The organism is Ruegeria sp. EL01 (assembly GCF_900313035.1).
Classification (GTDB): domain Bacteria; phylum Pseudomonadota; class Alphaproteobacteria; order Rhodobacterales; family Rhodobacteraceae; genus Ruegeria.
The window spans coordinates 20,363-43,988 of the sequence record NZ_OMPS01000036.1 but is presented as its reverse complement, the minus strand read 5'-3'; the positions used below and the strand labels follow the sequence as shown (position 1 = coordinate 43,988).

At 52.1% G+C, this 23,626-nt stretch carries 20 protein-coding genes and 4 pseudogenes; 6 read left to right on the top strand and 18 right to left on the bottom strand.

Annotation, left to right across the window (positions count from 1 at the left end):
- Positions 1-46: 46 nt before the first annotated feature.
- Positions 47-1,003 carry a helix-turn-helix domain-containing protein gene (locus D9K61_RS13970; RefSeq protein ID WP_120633830.1) on the top strand — a complete coding sequence of 319 codons (957 nt, stop codon included), beginning with the start codon at positions 47-49 and terminating at the stop codon, positions 1,001-1,003.
- Positions 1,004-1,064: 61 nt separating this feature from the next.
- Here D9K61_RS13970 and D9K61_RS13965 read toward each other — a convergent pair.
- The 7 genes and pseudogenes from D9K61_RS13965 to D9K61_RS13935 form a co-directional block, all read right to left on the bottom strand.
- A pseudogene (locus D9K61_RS13965) lies at positions 1,065-1,214 on the bottom strand (IS110 family transposase); the annotation flags it as partial.
- Between the two features lie 37 nt (positions 1,215-1,251).
- The gene (locus tag D9K61_RS13960; RefSeq protein ID WP_120633829.1) at positions 1,252-2,454 is read right to left on the bottom strand and encodes an acetyl-CoA C-acyltransferase; all 1,203 of its coding nucleotides are present in this window, start codon (positions 2,452-2,454) and stop codon (positions 1,252-1,254) included.
- On the bottom strand, positions 2,454-4,526 hold the full coding sequence (locus tag D9K61_RS13955) for a 3-hydroxyacyl-CoA dehydrogenase NAD-binding domain-containing protein (protein ID WP_162946896.1): 2,073 nt from the start codon (positions 4,524-4,526) through the stop codon (positions 2,454-2,456). Before D9K61_RS13955 ends, D9K61_RS13960 begins: the two co-directional genes overlap by 1 nt.
- A 33-nt stretch (positions 4,527-4,559) precedes the next feature.
- A complete protein-coding gene (locus tag D9K61_RS13950; protein ID WP_120633827.1) occupies positions 4,560-5,252 on the bottom strand; it encodes a nitroreductase in 693 nt (230 codons plus the stop codon).
- 11 nt (positions 5,253-5,263) lie between these two features.
- The gene (locus D9K61_RS13945; RefSeq protein ID WP_254055783.1) at positions 5,264-6,595 is read right to left on the bottom strand and encodes a TRAP transporter large permease; all 1,332 of its coding nucleotides are present in this window, start codon (positions 6,593-6,595) and stop codon (positions 5,264-5,266) included.
- Positions 6,595-7,122, bottom strand: coding sequence for a TRAP transporter small permease (locus D9K61_RS13940; protein ID WP_162946895.1), 528 nt, complete (start codon positions 7,120-7,122; stop codon positions 6,595-6,597). The genes D9K61_RS13945 and D9K61_RS13940 overlap by 1 nt, the downstream gene beginning before the upstream one ends.
- A gap of 61 nt (positions 7,123-7,183) precedes the next feature.
- Positions 7,184-8,149 carry an ABC transporter substrate-binding protein gene (locus D9K61_RS13935; protein ID WP_120633825.1) on the bottom strand — a complete coding sequence of 322 codons (966 nt, stop codon included), beginning with the start codon at positions 8,147-8,149 and terminating at the stop codon, positions 7,184-7,186.
- A 144-nt stretch (positions 8,150-8,293) separates the two neighbouring features.
- On the opposite strand from D9K61_RS13935, the gene D9K61_RS13930 reads away from it, so the two are divergent.
- The gene (locus tag D9K61_RS13930) at positions 8,294-8,773 is read left to right on the top strand and encodes a MarR family winged helix-turn-helix transcriptional regulator (RefSeq protein WP_162946894.1); all 480 of its coding nucleotides are present in this window, start codon (positions 8,294-8,296) and stop codon (positions 8,771-8,773) included.
- On the opposite strand, the gene D9K61_RS13925 is transcribed toward D9K61_RS13930, so the two are convergent.
- From D9K61_RS13925 to D9K61_RS13915, 3 genes are read right to left on the bottom strand one after another with little or no spacing between them, the layout of a single operon-like run.
- Positions 8,770-10,416: an AMP-binding protein gene (locus tag D9K61_RS13925; protein ID WP_120633823.1), complete on the bottom strand. Its 1,647-nt coding sequence runs from the start codon at positions 10,414-10,416 to the stop codon at positions 8,770-8,772. The genes D9K61_RS13930 and D9K61_RS13925 overlap by 4 nt on opposite strands.
- 30 nt (positions 10,417-10,446) lie before the next feature.
- Positions 10,447-11,601: an acyl-CoA dehydrogenase family protein gene (locus D9K61_RS13920; protein WP_120633822.1), complete on the bottom strand. Its 1,155-nt coding sequence runs from the start codon at positions 11,599-11,601 to the stop codon at positions 10,447-10,449.
- A gap of 12 nt (positions 11,602-11,613) precedes the next feature.
- Positions 11,614-13,662: an FAD-dependent oxidoreductase gene (locus D9K61_RS13915; protein WP_174235102.1), complete on the bottom strand. Its 2,049-nt coding sequence runs from the start codon at positions 13,660-13,662 to the stop codon at positions 11,614-11,616.
- An 82-nt stretch (positions 13,663-13,744) separates the two neighbouring features.
- Between D9K61_RS13915 and D9K61_RS13910 the strand changes: the two genes are divergently transcribed.
- Complete coding sequence (locus D9K61_RS13910) at positions 13,745-14,524, top strand: enoyl-CoA hydratase-related protein (protein ID WP_120633821.1); 780 nt, start codon at positions 13,745-13,747, stop codon at positions 14,522-14,524.
- Positions 14,525-14,530: 6 nt separating this feature from the next.
- On the opposite strand, the gene D9K61_RS13905 is transcribed toward D9K61_RS13910, so the two are convergent.
- The 3 genes from D9K61_RS13905 to D9K61_RS13895 are packed head-to-tail and all read right to left on the bottom strand — an operon-like array spanning position 14,531 to position 16,858.
- The gene (locus tag D9K61_RS13905; protein ID WP_120633820.1) at positions 14,531-15,298 is read right to left on the bottom strand and encodes an enoyl-CoA hydratase/isomerase family protein; all 768 of its coding nucleotides are present in this window, start codon (positions 15,296-15,298) and stop codon (positions 14,531-14,533) included.
- Positions 15,295-16,086, bottom strand: coding sequence for an enoyl-CoA hydratase-related protein (locus tag D9K61_RS13900; protein WP_120633819.1), 792 nt, complete (start codon positions 16,084-16,086; stop codon positions 15,295-15,297). Before D9K61_RS13900 ends, D9K61_RS13905 begins: the two co-directional genes overlap by 4 nt.
- A 10-nt stretch (positions 16,087-16,096) precedes the next feature.
- Positions 16,097-16,858, bottom strand: a complete 762-nt coding sequence (locus tag D9K61_RS13895; protein WP_120633818.1) for an SDR family oxidoreductase — start codon at positions 16,856-16,858, stop codon at positions 16,097-16,099.
- A gap of 126 nt (positions 16,859-16,984) precedes the next feature.
- On the opposite strand from D9K61_RS13895, the pseudogene D9K61_RS13890 reads away from it, so the two are divergent.
- Positions 16,985-17,206: pseudogene (locus D9K61_RS13890) on the top strand (DDE-type integrase/transposase/recombinase); the annotation flags it as partial.
- A gap of 103 nt (positions 17,207-17,309) precedes the next feature.
- Here D9K61_RS13890 and D9K61_RS13885 read toward each other — a convergent pair.
- Together D9K61_RS13885 and D9K61_RS13880 are read right to left on the bottom strand one after the other, a co-directional pair.
- Positions 17,310-17,495, bottom strand: a pseudogene (locus D9K61_RS13885) (transposase); the annotation flags it as partial.
- Positions 17,496-17,644: 149 nt separating this feature from the next.
- Positions 17,645-18,561, bottom strand: a pseudogene (locus tag D9K61_RS13880) (PLP-dependent cysteine synthase family protein).
- Positions 18,562-18,684: 123 nt separating this feature from the next.
- Between D9K61_RS13880 and D9K61_RS13875 the strand changes: the two are divergent.
- A complete protein-coding gene (locus D9K61_RS13875; protein WP_120633817.1) occupies positions 18,685-19,134 on the top strand; it encodes a helix-turn-helix domain-containing protein in 450 nt (149 codons plus the stop codon).
- A 142-nt stretch (positions 19,135-19,276) separates the two neighbouring features.
- Positions 19,277-20,212 (top strand): LysR substrate-binding domain-containing protein, encoded by a 936-nt coding sequence (locus tag D9K61_RS13870; RefSeq protein WP_162946893.1) that lies wholly within the window; start codon positions 19,277-19,279, stop codon positions 20,210-20,212.
- 126 nt (positions 20,213-20,338) lie between these two features.
- Here D9K61_RS13870 and D9K61_RS13865 read toward each other — a convergent pair whose 3' ends face one another.
- Genes D9K61_RS13865 through D9K61_RS13855 form a run of 3 tightly spaced genes read right to left on the bottom strand, consistent with a single transcriptional unit; the run spans position 20,339 to position 23,515 of the window.
- On the bottom strand, positions 20,339-21,367 hold the full coding sequence (locus D9K61_RS13865; protein WP_120633815.1) for a zinc-binding alcohol dehydrogenase family protein: 1,029 nt from the start codon (positions 21,365-21,367) through the stop codon (positions 20,339-20,341).
- A gap of 2 nt (positions 21,368-21,369) precedes the next feature.
- Positions 21,370-22,242 carry a fumarylacetoacetate hydrolase family protein gene (locus tag D9K61_RS13860; RefSeq protein WP_120633814.1) on the bottom strand — a complete coding sequence of 291 codons (873 nt, stop codon included), beginning with the start codon at positions 22,240-22,242 and terminating at the stop codon, positions 21,370-21,372.
- Positions 22,243-22,288: 46 nt separating this feature from the next.
- Positions 22,289-23,515 carry an alanine--glyoxylate aminotransferase family protein gene (locus tag D9K61_RS13855; protein ID WP_120633813.1) on the bottom strand — a complete coding sequence of 409 codons (1,227 nt, stop codon included), beginning with the start codon at positions 23,513-23,515 and terminating at the stop codon, positions 22,289-22,291.
- Positions 23,516-23,626 lie beyond the last annotated feature (111 nt).

Below are 23,626 nucleotides of genomic sequence, written 5' to 3'. Positions count from 1 at the left end.
GCTGCACGGAACTGACCGAAAGTGAACCTAAATTGGAGGGGTTCCATTGCGATACAACACATCAGGCTTGACTTCAGCAGATCGCTTTGCCTACTGGCATGACGCTATTTGTGAGACCTACGTGCGATTGGGTTGCGACGCTCAAAATCGAGGGGACTTCAATGGATCGATCGAAATTGAACGGCATTCTTCGATCGAGATTTCGCGCATAACTGGAGCGACCCATTCAGTTATGCGGCGAAAACGGGACATTCAGTCCAGCTCCGATGAAGCATTTCTGTTCAGCCTTCAAACCGCAAAACATGCGCGGATCGGACAGCTCGGTAATGTTGCGCTCTTAGCGCCAGGCGACATGGCGCTTTACCTGACATCCGCTACTTACCAGTTGGACCTTACGGATCAGTTCTCGCAGCTTGTTGTGCGGGTTCCCGTTGGAAAATTGCTAGCGCGCCTGCCCAATGCGAGGGCGCTCTGTGGTAAACGTATTGATGGTCAAGCTCAAATAGGCCGGCTGATTGGGCAAAATTTACTCGCCTTCACAGAGCAATTCACGCCAAATAACTTGACGTTGAATGCGACGTTGCAGGACACAATGATTGATATGGTTGCCGCTGGCTTGGCCAGCCTGACCACGCAGAAAGTCGAGTTGTCTTCTCCAGAACAGATGACTCTGATCCGTGCAAAAAGCTTCATCCGTGAAAATTTAGACAATATTAACTTAAACCGGACTATTGTAGCAGGGGAGATCGGGCTGTCGGTTCGGAGGTTGGGCGAAATATTCAGCAAGGAAGACCAGTCAATTTCCGGTTTCATTCGAGCGCAGCGATTATCACAAGTTGCTGCAAACTTGCAGGACGTGCGGTTTTCCTCACTGACGATCAGCGAAATTGCGCTCCGCAATGGCTTCCAGAACTTTCAGCATTTCTCCACGCTGTTTCGCAAGGAATTTGGCCTTTCGCCCAGGGAATATCGCGCCAACAAGGTTCAGTCGCAAAGTTCTTAAAGGCCAAGCAGAAGGAGCCACTGGATGCAATTAAGCTGCGAGTGCAGCAAACTGCTTGAATGACGAAACGCATAGTTGGGCGTAAGGCTGCCTCTACGATGTCCTCAGCGTCAGGTGCATTGTTCTTTTGTCTTTTGATAAACGGCTTCACATAGGTGGGTGCAATCAATCGTACCGTATAGCCCAGATTCTCGATCTCGCGACCCCAGCATGAAGAAGAAAAGTAACAATTTGCGGCCAGCCAACAATCAAACTCCCTGCAGAATCATGGTGCTCCCTTGCCCAACCCCAACACACATTGATGCCAACCCATAATCTGAAGCGTTCTGAAGATCCATCGCGATGCTTCCAACTAGGCGCGCCCCGGACATGCCCAACGGGTGGCCAAGGGCAATAGCGCCGCCGTGGGGATTGATCCGTGGATCCTTTGCAGAAAGCTCAAGGCCCTGCAAACAAGCCAATGCCTGCGCTGCAAACGCTTCGTTAATTTCGATCCGTGCAAATTTGTCCAGCTCCAACCCCCGTCGTGCCAGGATTGTTTGAATGGCAGGGACTGGGCCATAGCCCATGACGCGCGGTGCCACGCCCATTGCCAATGCACTGTCAACACGCGCAATTGGAGTCAAACGATGGGTCTTTACGGCGGAGCTACTAGCCAGCAATAGCGCTGCGGCGCCGTCATTAACCCCAGAGCTATTGCCCGCTGTGACCGACCCGTCGGCGCGCACAACGCCCTTTAGCTTGCCAAGAGAAACCATAGTTACATCTGGCCGAGGATGTTCGTCTACCTCAACCAAATGGGTTCCGCGCCGCCCATCTGGTGCCGTTACTGGTGTGACTTCACGTGCCAGACGCCCACATGCGGCGGCCAAGTCTGCACGGGTTTGTGATTGCGCGGCAAATGCATCCTGATCGACGCGCGAAACACCATACTCTGCGGCAACATTTTCCGCGGTTTCTGGCATCGACTCTGTACCCCAAGCGGCGTGAAATTTTGGATTCACAAACCGCCAACCAATGGTCGTGTCATAAATTTTCGAACCGCGATCAAAGGCGCGACCGGCCTTGCCCATAACGAACGGTGCCCGCGACATCGATTCGACGCCGCCAGCAATCGCGACATCAATATCTCCACTTTTGATTGCACGCGCCGCAGCCGAAACAGCATCCAGCCCCGAGGCACATAAACGGTTAACGGTTATCCCTGGAACTGTCTCAGGAAGGCCGGCCAGCAAAGCAGCCATTCGGGCAACGTTGCGGTTATCTTCACCCGCTTGATTTGCACAGCCAAGGACAACTTCGTCGATCGCGGTCGGGTCGAAATCCGGCAATGAGTTTAGCAAGCCGACGATGGGTGCTGCCGCCAAATCATCTGTCCGCATGTGAGCCAACGCCCCGCCAAAACGGCCAATGGGTGTTCGTGTATAAGCGCAAATAAAGGCTTCAGGCACTATGAATTCTCCTGTTGGGCGTCGTAGTCTGCAAAGCGGATGTTTGCATCGATTAACTGACGCAATAGTGGCGGAATGGGTTGACCCATGGTACGTAAATCATCGCCGATTTTTGACAGGCCTACTGCGTCAGATGCGAATAGCGGACCGCCACGCCAGCGCGGAAACCCATAGCCATGAATAAGCACCAGATCGATATGCGCAGCGCGTTTGGCAATACCCTCGGCCAAAATGTCAGAGGCCTCTGCCGTGATAGCGGCAAGGGCACGCGCAACAATTACGTCGCTGGTCAACAACGGCCCCGAAGGCAGCATGCCGCGCACGAAGGATGATGGTTGCGGTGGTTTCTGCGCATAGTCATACCAGCCTTCGCCGGTCTTTCGGCCAAGATGCCCCACTGCAACAAGGTCATCGCCCAAGCATGGAGGCGCTTCTTGTGCCCGCCCAACAGATCGCAACCGTTCGCGATTGGCGAAACTAATGTCTAACCCTGACAAATCCTGCACCGCAAACGGCCCCAACGCGAATCCGAATTCCTGCAAAGCGGTATCGATGGCCCACGGTGTTGTTTGGTCAGTTATGATGGCTTCCATTGCGCTGCGATAACGTTTCAAAATACGGTTGCCAATGAAACCATCACAGATGCCTGTCCGGACTGGGATTTTGCCTAAACGTTTGGCAAGCCCGTAGGCTTTATGCACAACCTGACCCGAACTTTCTGGTGGCACGACCACCTCAAGAAGTTTCATGCGATGGGCGGGGGCAAAAAAATGCAGGCCGATAAACCGGTCGCGGTGTTTCAGGTTTTCCGACATTTGGGACAGGTTCAAATACGACGTGTTGGTCGCCAGAATTGCATCTGTCGGCAAGGCTGCTTCCAGCCGTTCAAGCACCGCGCGTTTGGCATCCATGTTTTCGTAGATCGCCTCAATGGCTAAACCAATGGCACTGGGGTTTTTGATTGTTTCAGCGACGTGAATTGCCGCAATCGCATCGGTGGCTTTGTCGACATCAAACCGCCCACTACGGGCCTCTGTTTGGGCGATTTCTTGTAGCTTTAGCCGCGCGCGCGCCACGGCATCCCCGTCAGTTTCGAGAATTTGAACCGGAATGCCCGCAGCAAAAAGCGTCCACGCAATGCCCACCCCCATAGTGCCACCGCCGATAACCAAAGCCGCCCGAAGGTTTGGTTTTTGAGAGGTCTTAACAGCCCGGCGTTCGGCAAAGAAAACATGCCGCAACGCTGTGGTTTCAGGTGAGGATTTTAGCTGCAAGAAAACCTCGCGCTCGGCCTGTAGCCCCTCAGCAAGAGGCAGCGAAAGGGCCCTTTCAACCAGATGAAGCGCCTTGAGAGGGGCCGCACCGGTATAGCGCCTTGCAAGTTTTTCCTTGATCTCAGACAAGGCTACCTCTGCGTTATCTGCTTCGGGGTTTTGGGCAGCGCGCGCAACGCCTTTTTGGGCCTTTATCCATGTTATTGCCTGCGAGACTGGATCGCTGGAAATAGCATCAATCAGGCCAATATTTTGGGCGCGGGTTGCATCAATTGGCTGACCACTGGTGATTATTTCAGCGGCCAGTGGTCGGCCAATCAAGCGCGGCAAAAGCTGCGTACCGCCAGCACCGGGAATAAGGCCCAGAGTGACCTCTGGCAAACCCACGCGTGCAGTTGCGGTAGCTATGCGCGCAGTACAGGCAAGCGCCAGTTCACATCCCCCACCTAATGCAAGACCATTCAGCGCCGCAACACTGGGTATGGGCAGATCACAGAGAGATTTGACAACATCGGGCAAGGTTGGTTGGACGTCGGGTTTGCCAAATTCACTTACATCGGCGCCCGCCACAAAGGTGTCGCCACTTGCGGTTAGGATCAGGCCGTCGACCGACAGGTCCGTCAGTATGGCAAGGCATGCTAAAACGTCCTGACGCAAGGTTGCAGAAATCAGATTTAGGCGGCCATTAGATAACGTTAGAATGGCGACATTCTGGTGAACAGTTAGCGAGGCTGTTTTGCCGGGGGCAACAAACACACCTTCCTCGTCCGCCACATCGGCTGTTTCCATTTGGATCATGATGGGGCTCATTTATTGTGGTGCCACAGGGTGTTAATCAAGAAACGTTGTATACTCACTGACGGGTAGTTTTCGCGCTATTGGGCCGTTCTCCGCGCCCTCAGGATCAGCAAATCCCAACGACAGGCCACACGCCAACAGCTCAGTATCGGCCATTGGCAGGTGCTTTCGGATCGTATTGTGATACCAACAAAAGACCGCCTGCCCGCAGGTATCTAGCCCCTCACTACGCGCTCCGATTAGGATGTTTTGAATGAACATGCCGATATCCATATAGGTTCCCGTGGACAGGCGACGATCAAACGTGACGAACATACCAATAGGCGCGCCAAAGAAGTCAAAGTTCTTGCGCATCTGCGCATCACGCCCTGCCTTGTCTTCGCGGGTAATACCAAGTGATTCATACAGCGCATAGCCAACCGCGCGACGGCGCCCCAGATATGGTTCGATCCATTCAGATGGATAATAATCAAATTCAGGTTGATGTTCTTCTGGGTCGCCATTTTTGACCACGTCAACGATATTGGCGGTCAGATTAGCCTTCGATTGCCCCGATACGACATACAATTTCCAGGGCTGGATATTATGCCCGGATGGCGCCCTACCCGCCCCTTCGATGATCCGCATGAGCGCGTCTTTGGGCACAGGTTTATCAAGATAACGACGCACCGAACGGCGGGTCATTATGGCAGAATGGGCATCGGTTACTGGGGGTTTCACTTCCATGGGAAAGATTCCTATCTTAGCATATTTGGTAAGCCGGTAGCGATTTGTGGCCAAAAAACAAGCAATCCAAGAACGAACAGCTCAAGAGCAAGAAACGGCAGGGCAGCCCGGTAAACCGCGCCAAGGGGCGTACCCTTTGGAGCCACGCCTTTCATAACAAACAGCAACAATCCAAACGGCGGGGTAAGTAGACTGATCTCCATTGCCAGTAACATGATGACCATCAACCAAAGCAAATCTATGCCGTTGGCCATCGCAAGTGGGACAAAAAATGGCAGTGTCAGAAGCATCATCGACACTTGGTCCATAAAAGCGCCAAACACCAAAAGGATGGCGATCATGATTAAAAGGGCCGTGATTGTTGTTAAATCCCATCCATCGAGCAAGCGCAGAAAGCCGGTTGTCGCCCCTGATATTTGCAGGACCTGGCTAAAAGTGTACGAACCCGAAATCACAAACAGGATCATCACCGTAACGCGCGCGGTTTCGCGCAGTGCAACAAGGAATGTCCGCACTTCGAACTGGCGATAGAATATGCAAGCAACAACAGAGGCGATACATCCAAGGGCTGCAGCCTCTTCCGGGGTGGCAATCCGGCCAATGATCGAGCCGACAACAACAACGAAAATGGACAAAAGCGGCAGAACATCGCGAATGACAGCACGCCAGGGGGATGGCCCTCCGGCAACGATAATGTCATCTTCGGGTGACGTAGGAGCCAGTTCAGGTGAAACCCAACACCGGATCACGATGTAGCCTGCGAAAGAAATTGCCATAAGAATGCCGGGGACAATGCCAGCCAACAGCAAATCTTTGATCGACCCCTCTGCGAGGCTGGCCAACAACACGGCCAAGGCTGACGGCGGGATCAACATGGCAATCCCCCCCACGGCCATAATTGGCCCCATTGAGATTGTTGGGTGGTATTTACGGCGCTGCATTTCCGGCAACATCACGCTGCCCATGATGGCCGTGTTGGCGATGGTTGAGCCGGTCAGTGCGGAAAACACAGTGCCGGATGCGATTGATACCACCGACAGGCGGCCGGGTACATTTTTGATCACAGGTTCAATCGCTTTGATCGCTCGTGCGGCCATTCCGGATTGAAACAATATCTCGCCCATAAGGATAAAAAGCGCGACGGGCACAAAACTAAACTTTGCGACGGAGTAGACAAACTCGATGGACATCGTGCTGAGGCCAATATCCCCTCGCAGAAAGACATAAACCCCCACAAGGTTTGCTGCAAAAAAAGCAAATGCAACGTAGGTACCTATCAGTAAAAGAACCATGACCAGACCGATCAACAGCCCAAACGCCAGATACCATTCGATCATAACCATCAGTTCATTCCTTGATCTGGGGTGTTGACCGGTCCAGGTCGGTGTTCTTGTCCGGTCAACAACATGCGCAGAAATTCAAATGCACAAAGCGTCATGCCGATCACAAAAATTGCTAACAACGACCATTCGTAAATGACAAAATATTGTCGTTGTGCCGAGTTGAGGACATAGCTGTCGATCAGGTTTCGAGACCCGTAATAGACAAGCGCAAGCGTTACAGTGAGGCCAATACCGCTTAGGAAACGTGCGAATTTTTTGCGCGCTCTTAGTGGCAGTATACCCGCAAGTATTTCGATGCGAATGTGCCCCCCAGTTCGCAGCACCCAAGGGGCACCCAAAAACACACATGCGAACAAGGTATACTCAACGACTTCCTGCACACCACCAATTGACCCGATGTTGAACCGGCGCAACCCAAGATCCGTAGATATCGCCAATGCAATTAAAGCAATCACAAGCCCGAGAAACGTGCCGAGACTGTGATAGAAACAATCAAGGAAAGTGGAAATTCGATTAGACGCTGGCATGTGCCCCCCTAGCTGTTTGGTTGGGTGCGCCAAGGCATTGCGGCCCTGATGCACATTTCCATCACTCGCTGGCGAATGTTTCACGCAAACGTTTGGCATGCTCGGGATCGATTTCCGAGATACCTGCCCAACCTGCGTTACGAGCCCCTGCAAGCCAATTTTCGGCTTTGTCGTCGCCAAGAGTAATGACTTCAAAGCCAAACCCTTCTTGCGCCCTTAAGGAGGCATCAATATCAACCGCGTCCAATCCGGCAGCTTCCCCTTCAAGTTCCAGCGCGATTTCCTCTAACAGAGTGCGTGCATCATCTGGCAAACCGTCCCATACTCTGGCATTCGCCACGATCTGGATATCAACATCGTAAAAACCCGGATCAACCCGATACTTGGTGACGGATTCCCAACCAGGGCGAAGGCCCGTGATCGGCCAACCGTACCCATCAATTGTACCGTTTTCCATCAGCGGAAAAATCTCGTTCGAGCTGGTCTGCTGGGTTGTGGCACCTTGCTCAAGGAAGAAATTCGTGTAAATCGGAACAACTCGCAACTTTAGCCCACTTAGGTCAGGGCTATCAATTGTGTGCCCGTCAGCCAGATAGAGATGGAAGGGAATTCCGGTATGCATACGTGCAACCGGCAGCAAGTTCACTTCACGGTGAAGGTCGACCATATAGTCCCATCCGCCATTGGCCCGCACTTCGGTCATGTCAACTTCGAGCAATTTGAATGCGTCCGCAATTGGCAATGTATTGAGGTAATATGCTCCGGAACATGATCCAATATCAAACGCACCACGAGAAATTCTTTGGCCCACTGTGAAGGGATCACCGATGGCCGGCGCTCCGCCCAGGTATTGGATTTTAACGACACCGTCTCCGCGATCATTTACGCGCCTGACAAACTCTTCAAACCTAGTTGAAAAATAAGTATTTTCCGGTAAGCAGCTAACACCTGTCAAGCTTGCTTCTGCGGACGCTTGGCCTGCGAAGTTGGCGGTGGCCATCGCGATAGCCATAATTGAGTTTTTCATCGTGCTCCTCCCATTGGGCTTTTAGAGCGTTGCATACATTCAATTTTATGTCAATATATTGCCATAAAATTAATTGTTGCACGACTCCGTCAGCTTGACTACCCAAGTATGTAAAGCTGCATGTGCAGCAAGGAGGGCAGTATTATGGGCCATGTTCACAATCCGAGTGAAGATATCGAAGCAGTGTTCTTACTTCGAAACCGTCTGCTCTTTCGGCTATTTAAGACAACGAACCTGATGCACCGTGTCGGCACGGCATGGACCGCCGACATTGATCTCACAACACAGCAATGGTCTGTTCTTGGGGGGTTGGCGCGATCGTCATCCAAAGATGGCTTGACCGTAAAAGAACTGATTAAGTTCCTCGAAATGACCCGGCAAAACGCAAATGGCGTCATTGAGCGGTTAGAGCGTGAAGGTTTAGTTGAACGAGTAAAAGACACAAGAGACGGACGTGCCCGATTGGTGCGCCTCACCGACAAAGGTTGGACCGTTTGGAGTGATCTAAAGCTACGTATTTCTGAATTTTATGGCGCGGCGCTTGCGGGTTTTTCAGAGGAAGAAACGACCCAGTTTCAACATTTACTGGACCGTCTCAGAAAGAACCTGATTGCTGCTGGCTAGCCAGCCCTCTGCTCAGGCGATAACATCTTTGCCATTTCCCGCAATTCGAACTTTTGGATTTTGCCCGTGGCCGTCATTGGCATCGTATCAACGATTTCCAGCCGCTCAGGCAAGAAGGATTTCGAAACGCCTAGGTTCAACAAGAACTTTTGAACATCCTGAAGGGTCAATTTATCCTTTGTGGCTAGTGTAGCAAACGCACATCCCCGTTCCCCAAGACGCGCATCGGGCATTGCCACAATCCCAACTTGGTGGATATTGGGGTGCTTGAACAAAAGGCCTTCTATCTCAACCACCGGGATATTTTCACCGCCCCGAATGATGATATCCTTACTGCGCCCGGTGATGCGGATGTAGCTGTCTTTGTCCATCCGCGCCAGATCGCCGGTATCAAACCACCCATCCTTTGGCGTGAAAAGCGCAGGCCGCTTTAGGTAACCGACACAAATTGTCGGTCCGCGCGCCTCAAGTCTGCCCTCAGCCCCGGTTGGAACAAGCGCCCCTTCGGAGTCGACAATCCGAATCTCCGCATGGCGCGTTGCGGCACCATCTGACCCCGACGCTTTTTCGTTTGGATCATCAAGGCGAACGGTTGTAATCGCCAAAACTTCGGTCATGCCCCAAACAGAAATGACCTTGGCGGCAAGATTCTCAACCCCATCTTCAACCAAAGCCGATGGAATTGGCGCGCCCCCTGAAACAAAGAGGCGAAAGGCGTCAATATCATGCGATTCAAGATCAGAATGCGTGGCAAGATCGGCAAGGAAAGGAGTTGCACCAACGCAAATTGTAGCCCGCTCTTTTTCGATAATTTCAAGAGCCTGATCTTTGCGCCACGCCTCTTGGAAAACAACCTGTGCACCCGAAAGACACGGCAAAAGAACACCAAAAAGAAAGCCCAATTGATGCGCCACCGGGGTTGGGCAATGAATGACATCTTGTTCATCAACCTCAAATCGACGTTGAAGTTGGACCACATTTGCCAACAGGGTGTTGGCCGTGTGCATGACCCCCTTTGGTTCGCCCGTGGTTCCCGATGTAAACATGATTTGGAAAAGTTCGTTGGGATCAGGAATCAGAGCGTTCCAATCCGGGTTCGTATTGTCGACGCCCGTGATGTCCACCTCAAACCCATGGGTGTTGAGGGTTTGTACATGTTTTAAGGTTGGAACATCACCTACAATTTCATGCGCCATCTTCGCAAAACCAAAGCCCCTAAATTCATTGGGTACATAAAGAATCGACGCCTCGGTTAGCTTTAGAATATGATCCAATTCGCGCTGGCGCAAAACCGGCATCAAAGGGTTAACCACCGCACCGATCCGCGCACAGGCAATACAAATCGCCAATGCTTCGTGTCGATTGGGCAATTGCATAGAAACGATGTCGCCCAAACCGATGCCTTTGGCAGTCAGATCACGGGCAATGTCCATCGACATCAATTGTAACTCGTGAAAGGTCAGCGAACGTCGCTTATTGTTTGACGAATCCGAATATGACACCACCGCAACGCGGTCGGGTGCTTTTTCAACCTGAACATCAAACACCTCTGCAAGTGTCTTGTTTAACCAAGCACCATCCGCGTTTGTCCGCTCAATGCGGTCCTGCGATAAGAAAACCGACCGTCCAGTATGCGACTTCATTTCTGTCTCCTCCCCTAGTTTTCTCTGATGTCAGACGGCTATGCGGCGCATGGCTTCGCGTGCTATAACAAGCTGCTGAATTTGTGTGGTTCCCTCGTAAATTCGAAATAGACGCACATCGCGATAAAACCTCTCAACCGCGTATTCCGAAATGTACCCAGCACCGCCATGCACCTGAACGGCTCGGTCCGCGACGCGCCCCACCATTTCGCTGGCGAACATCTTCGCCGCGGCGGCTTCGAGTTTGATATCTTTGCCGTCATCATAGTCACGCGCCACAGACAACATAAGCGCCTCGGCCGCCAGAGATTCAGTGATGGAATCGGAAATCAACGCCTGAACCAGTTGATGACCAATGATCGGCTTGCCAAATTGCTTGCGGTCGCTGCTGTAGTTCAGCGATTCCTGGATCAGCCGTTTGGCAACCCCGATACATACCGCCGAAATATGGATGCGCCCGCGGTCCAACACTTTCATCGCGGTTTTGAACCCCATACCCTCAACGCCCCCAATCAAGTTTTCAGTTGGGACAAAACAATCAGAAAAGATCACATCAGACACTTTTGTCCCTTGCTGACCCATCTTTTTTTCGGGCTTGCCAATGGTAATCCCATCACTTTTGGCATCAACGATAAACGCTGACACACCGCTGGCATCTGCAGTATCGGATGCTGTGCGGGCCATCACAGTAAAGGCATCGGCCAGTGGGGCGTTGGTGATGTAGCGTTTTGTGCCGCTGATCAGGTAACCGCCGTCGGTTGGCCGCGCTGCAGTTTTCACCGCCCCCGCGTCTGATCCGACATCCGGTTCCGTCAGTGCAAAAGAGCCAATTGTCTCGCCCGAGGCAAAGCGCGGCAACCAATAGGCCTTTTGTTCGGGCGTGCCATCAATCGAAATCGCTTGTGATCCGATCCCGACATTGGTGCCAAACACCGACCGGAAGGCAGGTGCAGTATGGCCAAATTCCATGGCGATGCGCACTTCTTCCTCAAGGGTAAACCCAAGCCCGCTATGTTCTTCGGCGATAGATATGCCAAAAAGCCCCATCTCTTTCATCTCGGTGACGACCTCGGCGGGGATCTGATCCTCATTGGACACCTGCTCTTCTAGCGGCACAAGCCGTTCGCGCACGTAACGGCGAACAGCATCGGTAAATTGGTCAAGCATTTCTGCATCGCGGATCATTTTGGTTTCTCCCTAAATCGCAAGTGCGGCGCGCACGCCCTGTTCAATTGCACGCATGGCATCAAGTTCAGCGGCCTTCTCAGCGCCGCCAATGATTTCGTGTTCGACACCGGCCAACGTCAGAGCATCAACCAAACCGCGTTCGGGAGATTGACCGGCGCATAAAATGACAGTGTCCGCCGCGATCACCTGGGTTTCACCTGCACGCGTAATATGAACGCCATCATCATTAATTTTGCGGTAATCTACCCCATCGAGCATCCGCACACCTGCCCGGTTCAACGTGTCGCGTTTGATCCAACTCGTGGTGATTGAAAGGGTTCGCCCCATGCGTCCCCCGCTGCGTTGCATCAGAGTTATGTCGTGATCGTTTTGCAGGTGCGGCGTGGCGGTGTTGTCGATACCTCCCTGCGCCTTGGGATCAGTTGACAACCCATAATGCGCCCGGAACGTTGCAATATCTGAGAACCGCGCATGGGCATCGACCAGAAACTCAGCGGCATCAAAACCAATGCCGCCTGCCCCAATAATGGCAACGCGTTGACCGGCTGTGCGCCGACGCGACAGGATATCCTCGTAGGTCACAACGGTGGAATGATTGATGCCATCAATTGCGGGTAATCGTGGCCGTACACCGGTTGCGATTATGACGTGATCATAGCCACTAACCAGGTCGACGGTGGCACGCGTGTTCAATTTGACGTTCACGCCGGCAGCCGCCGCGCGGGCTTTCATCGACGAAAGCAGAGTTTCAAATTCGCCTTTACCCGGGATCTGACTGGCCAAGTTCAGCAGTCCACCAAGGGATGATGACGCCTCATAAAGAGTAACATCATGACCGTTTGCAGCGGCCTCTATCGCTGCGGTCAACCCCGCCGCGCCGCCGCCAACAACAGCCACAGTTTTCGAGGCCGTGGTTTTTGCGGCAGAGAAGTCGATTTCACGCGCAGCGCGTGGATTAACAATGCAAGACGGAGCTTGCGCGACGAATATGCGATCCAAACAGGCCTGATTGCAGGCAACGCATGGTACTACTTGGGCCCCGCGCCCCTGTGCCGTTTTGCGCACAAAATCCGCATCTGCCAACAAGGGCCGGCACAGAGAAACAAGGTCGGCGGCGCTGCTTGCTAAAATTTCCTCGGCCAATTCAGGGGTGTTGATCCGATTGGACGCCATCACCGGAACTTGCACGGCTTGTTTAAGCTGTATAATCGCATCTGCAAATGCACCGCGTGGTGTAACCTGCGCCACTGTAGGTATCCGGCTTTCGTGCCAACCAATACCAGTGTTGAACACATCAATACCGGCGGCTTGCAAGTCATGCGCAAGGTCGAGAATTTCAACCTGCGTCATACCATGTTCGACAAGTTCCAGCGCAGAAATTCGAAAACTAAGCAGCTTGTTATCGCCGGTAATGCGTTTGACGGCACGCACGATTTCAACGGCAAATCGTTTGCGCCGTGTCCAATCCCCACCCCAAGCATCATCACGTTGGTTGCTTCGCGATGCAAGGAATTGATTGATCAGATAGCCCTCAGAGCCCATGATCTCAACACCGTCATAGCCACACTCAAGAGTTGTTTCGGCGGCCATCGCAAATCCATCAACAAGGCTTTCGACTTCGCTTGACGTTAACCCGCGTGGGGTTCTTTTGTTGATTGGGGCGGCAATCGGGCTTGGTGCAACAAGTTCGGGGATTTTAGCATAGCGCCCTGCATGTAAAAGCTGGGCGATAAACGGGCTGCCGGCATCGCGTACCGCAGTTGTGAGTTCTTTTTGATAGGCATGATCAAGATGTGATGTCGCCAAGGCACCCGGTTCAAACACGCCATCCTCGGATGGGGAAATACCACCTGAGATGATCAGCCCAACACCACCTTCGGCCCGCGACCGATAAAAAGCAATCTCACGCTCCAGCGCGTTGGGCTGTGTTTCCAATCGTGTGTGCATCGCCCCCATTACCACCCGGCTTTGCAATTCGAGCGGCCCAAGCTGAATTGGTGAAAGAAGCATTGGGAATTCTAGGATGGCTTCGGTTTCGGCTATCGCGGCATTCTTCATCAAGTCGGTTTCCCCTGTTGTAAGTAAATAAAATGCAAATATATTGCTATAAGTCAAGCGCGAGAATAAGGGAGACCAAAAAATGACAAATGTTAGGATTGACACGCGTAATGGTGTTGCGTCATTAACGTTGAACCGGCCAGAGAGACTTAACGGATTTACGGATTCACTTGCGCTTGAGTTGTGCGATGCAATCTGTGATGCCAGTGCCTCAGACGATGTACGCGTTTTGACCATCGGTGGATCAGGGCAGGCATTTTCCGCTGGAATGGACCTATCTAATTTGCTGCGAAACGGAATGGAAGCGGTCGATATTGGGCGCACATTGCGCCGTTTTTACAATCCCATTGCACTTGCCTTGACCGACGCGGACTGCACAACCATATGCCGGTTGCACGGCGTTGCCGCGGGCGGTGCTGCCTCGCTCGCATTGTCATGCGACTTTATGGTGGTCACAAAAGACGCACGTCTGGTTAGCGCATTTTCCCGCATTGGCCTTGTGCCTGACTGTGGCGGAACATGGGCGATGGTGCATAAACTTGGCCTAGTGCGTGCGCAACGGTTCGCGATGTTAGAGGAACAAATTGACGCCGCTGAATTGAAAACAATCGGGTTGGCGATAGAAGTAACAGAAGACCGAACCGAGCTTGATGCCGCGTGTGCGCGGTTGGCGGATCGGTTGATTACAGCGTCACCTGTTGCCGTGGCCAGCACACGACGCGCGCTGGCCGCCGCCGCGCATTCCAGCCTAGCAACGCAGTTGGAACACGAGACGCAGACGCAAATTCATGCTGTGCAATCCGCTGATTTCGCTGAAGGCGTCACCGCCTTTTTTGAGAAACGAAAACCGTCTTTCGAGTAGCCGGGATCAACGACCCATGAGGAACGCAGCGATGCGCGATTGCGTATCAGGGTTGGTCACAAGTTGAATGATTGCATCTGATTCACGCTGGTCATTCTGGCGAGTGTCTGTCTTACGGCAGGATTTGATCTGGGTGATTGCGGCGGTGGATAGCTCCGCAAAACGGGCAAGCAACGTGTCTACATCCGCATCATCGCTTGCAAGATAATCGACCAAACCAATATTGTAGGCCGCAGCTGAGGTTAGTTCATCGCCCGTCAAAAGTACCCGACGCGCATCGCCGCCCCCGATGGCACGTTCAAGTCGATGGGTGCCACCAGCCGCAGGCAAAAGGCCCAGCTTAACTTCGGGCAAGGCAAACCGCGCTTTGGGTCGTGCAACACGCAGATCAAAGGCAAGGGCCATTTCCAACCCGCCACCAAAGGCCGGCCCAACAACATCGCAAACCGTCAAGAATGGCAGATCTTCGATTTCGTTCAGCAAGCCCTGAAGGTCTTTGATGAAATCAGCAAGTGCCTTTTGCGGCGATGGATCTTGTATAATGGTGCGAATGTGATCGAGGTTTGCACCGGCGCAAAATATTTTCTCCGATGCGCTGCGCACCAAAAGAAATTGCGGATTTGCGCGGCGTGCCTCAGCAAACCCATCACGAAGCGCCTCAATCAACCCCGGTAAAAGAGCGTTTCCACCGGGCGCTGAAAAGGTCAGGCACATACCGTTTGCCAGCTGGGATACCTCAACATGACAAGTAACATCTCGGTGCGCGTTGCTCATTTTTTGTTGTCTCTTGCAGAGCGGAAATCAGGGGCGCGCTTTTCAAGGAATGCTGTGACGCCCTCGCGGGATTCAGCCGTGTCATAATAGAGCGCAAGCGCCTCCATCCCCATCGAAGAAATCCCACGAATATTCTCGGTGTCGGCATTAAATGACCGCTTTGCAAGGGCCAGAGCGGTTGGGCTTTTTTGCACAATTTCAGCACACCACTGAGCAACTTCCTGGTCTAGTTCACTGTCGGGTACGACCTTATTTACAAGGCCCATATCCGCCGCTTCTTGGGCTGTGTAACGGCGACACAAATACCAAATTTCACGTGCCTTTTTATCGCCAACAGACCGCGCGAGCAAAGCAGTGCCAAAGCCGGGATCAACCGACCCCATTTTGGGGCCAACCTGTCCGAGCTGTGCCGATTCCGCTGCGATTGAGAGATCGCAAATCGTCGCCAGAACATTACCACCGCCAATAGCAAAGCCATTGATTCGTGCAATTATCGGCACCGGAACGTCGCGAATCGTGCTTTGCAATTCTTCAATCGCAAGCCCAACCGTGCCACGGCCATCGTATTTTCCATCATGTGATTTTTGGTCCGCACCGACACAGAACGCGCGATCACCGGCACCCGTCAGAACAATAACCCCAACCGAGCGATCCCACCCGGTATCTTTGATGGCTTGGGTAAGCTCGTCAACGGTTTGTGGGCGAAACGCGTTGAGCTTCTTAGGGCGATTGATCATGATAGTGGCGACACCTTGGTCCTTGACGACCAGAAGATCTTCGTAATCCATTTGTTTTTTCCTAGCCTTGCATTGTCAGACCGCCAGACACGCTGATTGTCTGACCGGTGATGAAACTTGCGTCCTCGGATGCGAGGAACGTAACGATACCTGCGATGTCTGTGGGCTGGCCCAAGCGGCGCATAGGAATCGCGCGTTTAAGACCTTCATAGATCTTTTGCCCTGCCTCGCCGCCGCCTAGCTGTGCGTGCAGCAACGGCGTATCGGTCGGGCCGGGGCAAACTGTGTTACAGGTAAATCCGTCTCGCGCCAATTCACGTGCAAGCGTTTTGGCAAATGAAATCATCCCGCCCTTACAAGCCGAATAAACCGCTTCTCCGGATGACCCAACGCGGCCAGCGTCGGACGCAATGTTGATGATCCGCCCGTAACCCGTACTGCGCATTTGCGCGATAACACCGTGGGTCAAATTGACCGGACCGCGCAGGTTGATAGCAATAACTTTGTCCCAAAAATCTGGCGTGGTGTCGGTGAAGGGTATAATTTTGTCCCACCCAACATTGTTCACCAGAATTGAAACCGGCCCGAGCTTCTTTTCGGTCTCAATAAGCGCGGCGGAGGTGCTGGCATCGACGGAGACATCACAGTCAATCGCAATGGCGCATTCCCGGCCCTGAAAAGTGTTTATGTCGTCCACCAAGGCATTGGCGGCCTCCACATCAATGTCACCAATGGCGACGTTGCAACCGGCCGCAGCCATAGACCGCGAAATCTCAGCGCCGATACCTCCGGCACCGCCAGTTACGAAAGCTGTATGAACCATATGCAAACTCCTTGGCATAATTTTAAAACAATATATTGTCATAAAAATTTGCATGCAAGAGATTATTGAAATTGCCCAACTGGGGGTCGGGTGCGGCTGAGTGCCATCCTCAAAATCACAGGAGCAGAGCGGATCATCAACATCATTCAATCCAAATACCTTAACAACATCGGTGAGCAGGATCATCGCTTCATCAAGCGGACTACATGGCCAATGCTCGGCTTCAAGTCGTTCCATTCTGCTACTGCAACATTGGCCGGGATCGATGCGGCGCATATGATCCGCAAAGGCCATCTAGACCAAACCGGGGTCTCACCCTTCAAGCAGTTCGCGAACCTCCCAGCATAATTGTGTCCGCAGAAAATCCTTCTTCAGCTAGGTGAGAACTTTGCGATAGAACTTTCCACCTGTTTCTGTCGCAAACTTTTTGGATTGTTAGGGTCAGGATTGATAACCAGTACATAACGGTTGCCGCGAGTGCGATGGCTAAGAGGAAGACCTTGGGACAACGGTCGTAGCATGTCGCCACGCGCCTCCAATCCTTGAGCCTGCCGAACATGATCTCGATCCGGTTGCGGCGTTTGTACCTGCGCTTGTCGTATTTGACCGGTGTCTTGCGTTGTTTACGGCCTGGGATGGCGTCACAGGCAACGAAGAAGAATATGTTAAAGGAGCGCAGTTCATTGCAAATGCGGGATACGCGCCAGCCGTTGGAATGTTATCACCCGCGGCCTGACACCTTAACACGTCTCGCCCATGGTTATTCATGGGCGAGACAAATGCTCGCTACCGGTAAGCATAGAGATCGCTATTGAGATAGCGCAGGCCAGTATCGATCACCACTGTTACGACAGACTTTCTAGGACCAAGCTGCTTGGCACGCTGTAGTGCGGCCCAGACATTCGCCCCTGATGTGATTCCTCCAAGCACACCCTCCTGATTGGCCAATGCTTGCGCCGTCTCGTAGGCATCTTCATCACGGATGACCATGGTGTCATCAATCAGGTCGCGCCTCAAAATCGAGGGTAGAAACGACAACCCGATGCCCTCCAGTTTATGTGTCCCGCTGGTGTCACCGCCAGAGAGATTTCTAACGTGATAGGGTTCCAGACCGATGATACGTGTTTGAGCGTTTTGTTCTTTCAAAATCTCGGACACCCCCGAGATACATCCGCCCCGCCAACAACCATGACAAACTCATCAACGTCACGGTCTAATTGCTCTAGGATTTCGCGGCCCATTCCATGATACCCAAGCTTGTTGTTTGGGTTGTTTACTTGATCAGGCCAGAAAGTGCTTTCATCCTGTGCGAGCTCTTTGGCGCGCGCGATCATCATGTCGATCACACCCGCTGTCAAAACCCCGTTCTCAGCATGAACAATCTCAACCTCGGCACCATAAGCCCGCATGGTTTGGATCTTCTCTTTTGAAAACCCATTCGAGGAAACGAACTTGGTGCGGTAGCCTCGAGTCGCACAAACCATTGCAAGTGAACTGCCGGTGCTACCGCCTGTGTATTCAACAAGGCTGCCGCCCGGGTTTAACCGCCCTGCCCTCTCTGCGCCCTCGACAATCGACGGCGCCATCCGGTCTTTCATACTGCCGGTTGGGTTAGCCCCCTCCCATTTCACATAAACATCGGCACTGTCTTTTCCTGGGAGTCGAGAGAGCTTGATAAGCGGCGTGTTTCCTACAGCTTGCATGATTTTCTCCAAATCTTTCGCAAGGTTACTTCCATTTTTGAAGTTAGTACTGGATAGACTTCCATTTTTAAAGTGAGTCAAGTATATTTGAGACATGATCTGCTTTAGAGACGGCCAGAAAAGTTGACCGATCATGAATTTCGCTCCAAATGCTCTATCGCCCGGACACTCGAGATCTGTGGTGACAAATGGACCCTGCTTATCGTCCGGGATTTGCTCTGGCACCGGAAGCACACGTTTCAGGAACTTCAGCTGAGTTCCGAAGGCATGCCTGCGAACATCCTGTCGCAAAGGCTGAAAAGGCTCATGGCTTGGGGTTTGGTTATCCGCGAGCCCTATCAAAACAGGCCGACAAGGTACCGTTACGCGCTGACCGAACGAGGCAAGTCGCTTGAGCCTGTGCTTAAATCAATCATGACCTGGGGGCATGCCGAACTTGGCGGAGGTTTCTTCGTACCTGAAGATTTGAGACGTTCCGGTGAAGCTATCAGATCGCCGCACTCTTCCGACCCAAGCACAGCACACTCCTCGCAGAGTCCTGCCCCAAATCGCGCCATGCCTAACTTGAAATGAGGAACCGCTTAGCAAACGAAGCGTTTGCGTGACAGCAGGCCAAACGGCATCCTTGCACCTGTTGGAAGCAACCTGATAGTTTCGTGCCATAAACTCCCGTTTTGCGGCTATTGCGTAAACCTTGATAAGGATCTCTGGACCATTGAGAAAGCTGCCCCCCTTAAATTCTCTCAAGGCTTTTGACGCGGTTTTTCGCCAAGGCAACATGGCGCAGGCGGCCCGTGAACTCTCGGTAAGTGCCTCTGCGGTAAGCCAGCATGTTTCAACACTTGAGGATTGGCTCGCTGCGCCGCTGCTGCTGCGCAACGTAAATTCAACGCAGCTTACTCAACGAGGGCAGGAGCTTGGTCGAGATCTCTCCGAGATTTTTGATACTCTGGAACAGGTAGTCCATTCCGCTTCGAAAGACCGAAGAAAAAACAATCTTGATGTAACTGTTGTGCCATCTCTAGCGGCGCGGTGGTTGCTGAAGCGTCTTGTCGGGTTCTCAAGCAATCATAGCGAGTATCAGATTTCGATCGAGGCGTCCTTTGATAAACTTGACGTTCACAATAGAACATTTGATTTGGCTATCCGTTCGGGTCACGGTAAATATGCGGACGCTCGATCTCTCAAACTTTTTAATGAGTATGTCAGTCCAGTTTGCAGCCCCCAATATTTGGAAAGAGTAAATGTATCTCTGGAACGAATTGAAGACAACGTGCTCCTTGGAGATGAGACCTTTGGAAACGATTCAACAAATCTAAACTGGAATGTGTGGATGGCCCGACAGGGTATCAAAACCACACGCGCTTTGCAGCCCACACATCATTTCACGGACAGTAATCTAACCATTCAAGCCGCGGTCAATGGAGAAGGCATTATGCTGGGTCGGAGCATTCTGATCGCAGATGAAATAGAAGATGGATCGTTGATCTACCCGTTTAAAGAGCGTCAAATCTCTGACTGGCCCTATTTTATCGTATACCCAGAAAAGAAGCACCCGCCGAGAAAAGAAATTTCAAAGTTTATTGATTGGTTGTTGGCAGAAGCTTCAAGAACGAATGGTGCCGTGGCCCCTAAGTCGTCCCACCTATAACCTGAGTCATCAGCAAGAGGTGGCGCGCGCGGCGCTGATGTATTGCTCAGCGCTCCGCCAAAAGCTGTAACTCAGGTTTTTGGCGGAACGCTTTGATTTCGAGGGACCACAATAGTGTCAGAGGTGTTATTGCATTCCAGATACTGCAATCTTGCCAATCATTTTCCCGCTCTCGATAAGAGTGTGAGCCTCTGACAGAGTCTTGGTTGTCATCGCACCAAACTGTTTCGTCATAACATGATGCACTTTACCCGATGAGATCATGTCGGACAAACGGCTGAGTACGGCACCTTGAAGATGCATGGTTTCTGTCTGAAATAGAGAGCGTGTAAACATCAACTCGTAGTTAATCCTAACGCTTTTCTTCATAAACAGATCCAAATCCAACTTGGCCTTGGTACTTGAAACAAGACAGATCGAACCTTCGGGAGTGACAATTTCGCTCATCGTTTCCCAATAGGGAATGTTATTGCTGCAGTTCAGAATGTATGGAACGGTCTCAAATCCGATGTCTTTGATCTGAGCACACAAATCACCTGAGTGGTCAATGATATGGTGAGCCCCCAGCTCAAGACACCATGCTCGCGTTTCAGGTCGAGACGCTGTCGCAATTACAGTGCAGTCGGAGAATTGCCGCGCAAATTGAATCGCCATAGAGCCCAAGCCTCCCGCCGCGCCGATAATCAAGATTGCAGAAGATGTTTCAGACCCCGCAGCTGGAATCTCCAGTCTGTCGTATAGCGCCTCCCAGGCGGCCAAGGACGTCAATGGTAGAGTTGCAGCCTGTCGATCTGTCAATCCCGGAGGTTTCATCGCCGAAATCCGTTCGTCTACGAGTTGATACTCGGCATAGGATCCCTGCCGTGAGATATCGCCAGCTGAGATAACCTTATCACCCACCTTGAATTGCGACACCTTCTCGCCGGTCGCGATAACCTCTCCACACATATCCCAGCCCAGGATAAGTGGTGTGTCCCGCCTTCCGGCAATTTCCAAACGATCTTTTGCATCTGTTGGATTTACCGATATCGCATCAATGCGGACCAAAAGATCGTGACCCGATGCGACAGGTCGTTCTCGCTGAATTTCAACAAAGCAATCCGGGTCACTGCTGGGTAGCGCTTCAAACACTGCGAGAGCTTTCATCGTGGGCATATCTAACCTCCGGTTAAGGTGCGTGGGTGGGTGACGGTATGGGTCTGTGTGCCAAGGCCCGCTATGCCGAGATGTATATTGTCATTCTCAGTCATAAACTGAGGTGGTTTCAAACCTATGCCAACGCCTGCCGGTGTCCCGGTGGCGATGATATCCCCCGGCTGGAGGCTCATAAACTGGCTGCAATATGAAACGAGAAACGGCACCTTGAATGCCATCAGGCTGGTGTTGGACTCTTGGTATCGTGCCCCATTGACCTCGAGCCAAATCGATAGATCATGAACGCAATCTATCTCGTCCTTGGTAACCAACCATGGTCCAATTGGACCAAAGGAATCCAAACCTTTCCCTTTGTCCCAGTTACCGCCTCGTTTCAGTTGGAAGTCTCGTTCAGAGATATCATTGACAAGGCAATATCCTGCGATGGCCTCCATTGCGTCGTTTTCTGCGATGTTAGACCCTCCGTCGCCAATCACGACGCCAAGCTCAACCTCCCAGTCCGTCGCGATTGAACCTGATGGGATGAGAGTGTCGTCATCTGGGCCAGTGATCGAAGATGTCCATTTACTGAAAATTATGGGTTCCGGAGGAATGCGCTGGCCGACCTCTTCGGCGTGATCCAAGTAGTTAAGACCAATACCTACAAATTTCCCGACGTTACCCACGCAAGGGCCCAATCGAAAGTCAACCTGCGGGATGCCATCTATTTTTAAGAGTTTTTGAACATCAACTTGTTTTAGAAGATCAAGCTGATCAGCGGCTAGTGTATTGCCGTTAATGTCATCAACCCAACCGGTTAGATCGCGAACATAGCCATCCCGATCTAAAATGCCGGGTTTTTCCTTCCCCGGCGCACCATAGCGAACAAGTTTCATTCCGAGACTCCCAAATTTGACCTGGAGTGTGTTTCTTCAACAGGGTTCATGTGGATGCCAGAACTCGCGAATTGGTGAAGTCAGCAATCAAAGACGTGGCGGCTGTCAGGGCACCGCTCTCATGCGGAATATCGAGCGCCTTCAAGCCCGCATCAATCGCCCCTATAACCCCAAGTATCATATGGCCATTTACATGCCCCATGTGTCCAATACGGAAAAAATTCTCGCATTCCGGGTCGGCTATGCCAGCCATGCCAAGCCCACGTCCAAGCGTGAGCCCCAAATGTTCTTTGACCCATCTTTGCAGTCTGATGCCACCGCCATTGACAGCTTCAACGGAGGTGACAGCATGGCTGCGCGTTGTGGGGTCCGCAGCCGTCATCCTTAGCCCGTCTGGATGAGACCACATGTCAATCGCAGCCCATACGGCTTTGGCTAGTACTTCATGGCGCCGTAGCGCCATATCTAATCCTTCATCAAACAGCAACATATCAAGGGCTGCTCTTAGTCCAAAAACCTGCTGCGTTGGGGGTGTTCCAAAGAAACTTGGATAAATCTGGTCACTCATGGCTCTGGTGCGCCAGTCCCAATGTGCGTTGACCTGGCCGAGTGCACCACGGGCTTCATCAGCTTTTTTGTTGAAGAACAGAACCCCAATCCCAGCTGGTGTCATTAGGCCCTTTTGACAGGCTGCCACCGCCACATCGACGCCCCACTCATCCAACTCAACCAGATCACATCCCAGGCTCGCGATGATATCTGCACATAAAATGGCAGGATGACCAAGCTCATCAAGAACACAACGCAGCGCTGCAATGTCATTTCGAATTGAAGTCGCTGTATCGACATGAGGCGCCAATACCGCTTTGATTTTATGGCCTTTGTCACCTTTCAGAGAACTGCGTACCTTATGGGTGTCAATTGTCGCTCGATTTCCAAAGTCTAGTATTTGGACATTCACCCCCTGGCTTTTGGCAAGTTCCGCCCAATGCAAGGCAAATTGTCCTGTCGCTAGGACAAGAACTTTCTCGTCGCGGGCCGCGATGTTACCTAGCGCTGCGTCCCAAACTCCATGGCCATTTGTGGCATATAGCGCCACATCTCCTGATGTTCCTGCGATTGTCTTCAGGTCCATTTTCACAGAGTGAATAGTCTCGGCAAAGGGTCCTTCATAAATGTTGGGAGAGGGCTGATGCATCGCTTGACGAACCTTGTCGGGAATAACAGACGGGCCAGGGATTGCCAGATATTCACGACCAAATGAGAGCGACATTTTGGACTTCTTTCTCGACAGTTCACCACCCCAAATACTTCCACTTTCGGAAATACAGTTTGTCTGTCAGGCAGCTTCTTTGCTAAATATTTGCCAATCTTGGAGTGAGAA